Source organism: Megasphaera sp. AF13-6AC (assembly GCF_027685385.1).
GTDB lineage: Bacteria > Bacillota > Negativicutes > Veillonellales > Megasphaeraceae > Megasphaera > Megasphaera micronuciformis.
Genome location: NZ_JAQCUN010000336.1, coordinates 361 through 582, shown reverse-complemented (window position 1 = coordinate 582; position 222 = coordinate 361). Strand labels below are relative to the sequence as shown.

The 222-nt window shown below is 47.7% G+C and carries 1 pseudogene; it reads right to left on the bottom strand.

Features of this window, described 5'->3' with window-relative positions:
- Window positions 1-20 precede the first annotated feature (20 nt).
- Window positions 21-222 (bottom strand): annotated as a pseudogene (locus PGX78_RS09295) (elongation factor G); the annotation flags it as partial.

Below are 222 nucleotides of genomic sequence, written 5' to 3'. Positions count from 1 at the left end.
TTCCTCCAATGCGATTAAAATTAGCCTTTTTCGCTGATAACTTTTTCCGCTACATTCTTAGGAACTTCTTCGTAGTGGTCGAAAGTCATTGTATAAACACCGCGACCCTGCGTCTTGGAACGCAAGTCCGTTGCATAACCGAACATTTCAGCCAAGGGTACGAACGCATTAATGTGTTCCGCACCGCTGCGCATTTCCATTCCGTCTACACGACCGCGGCGA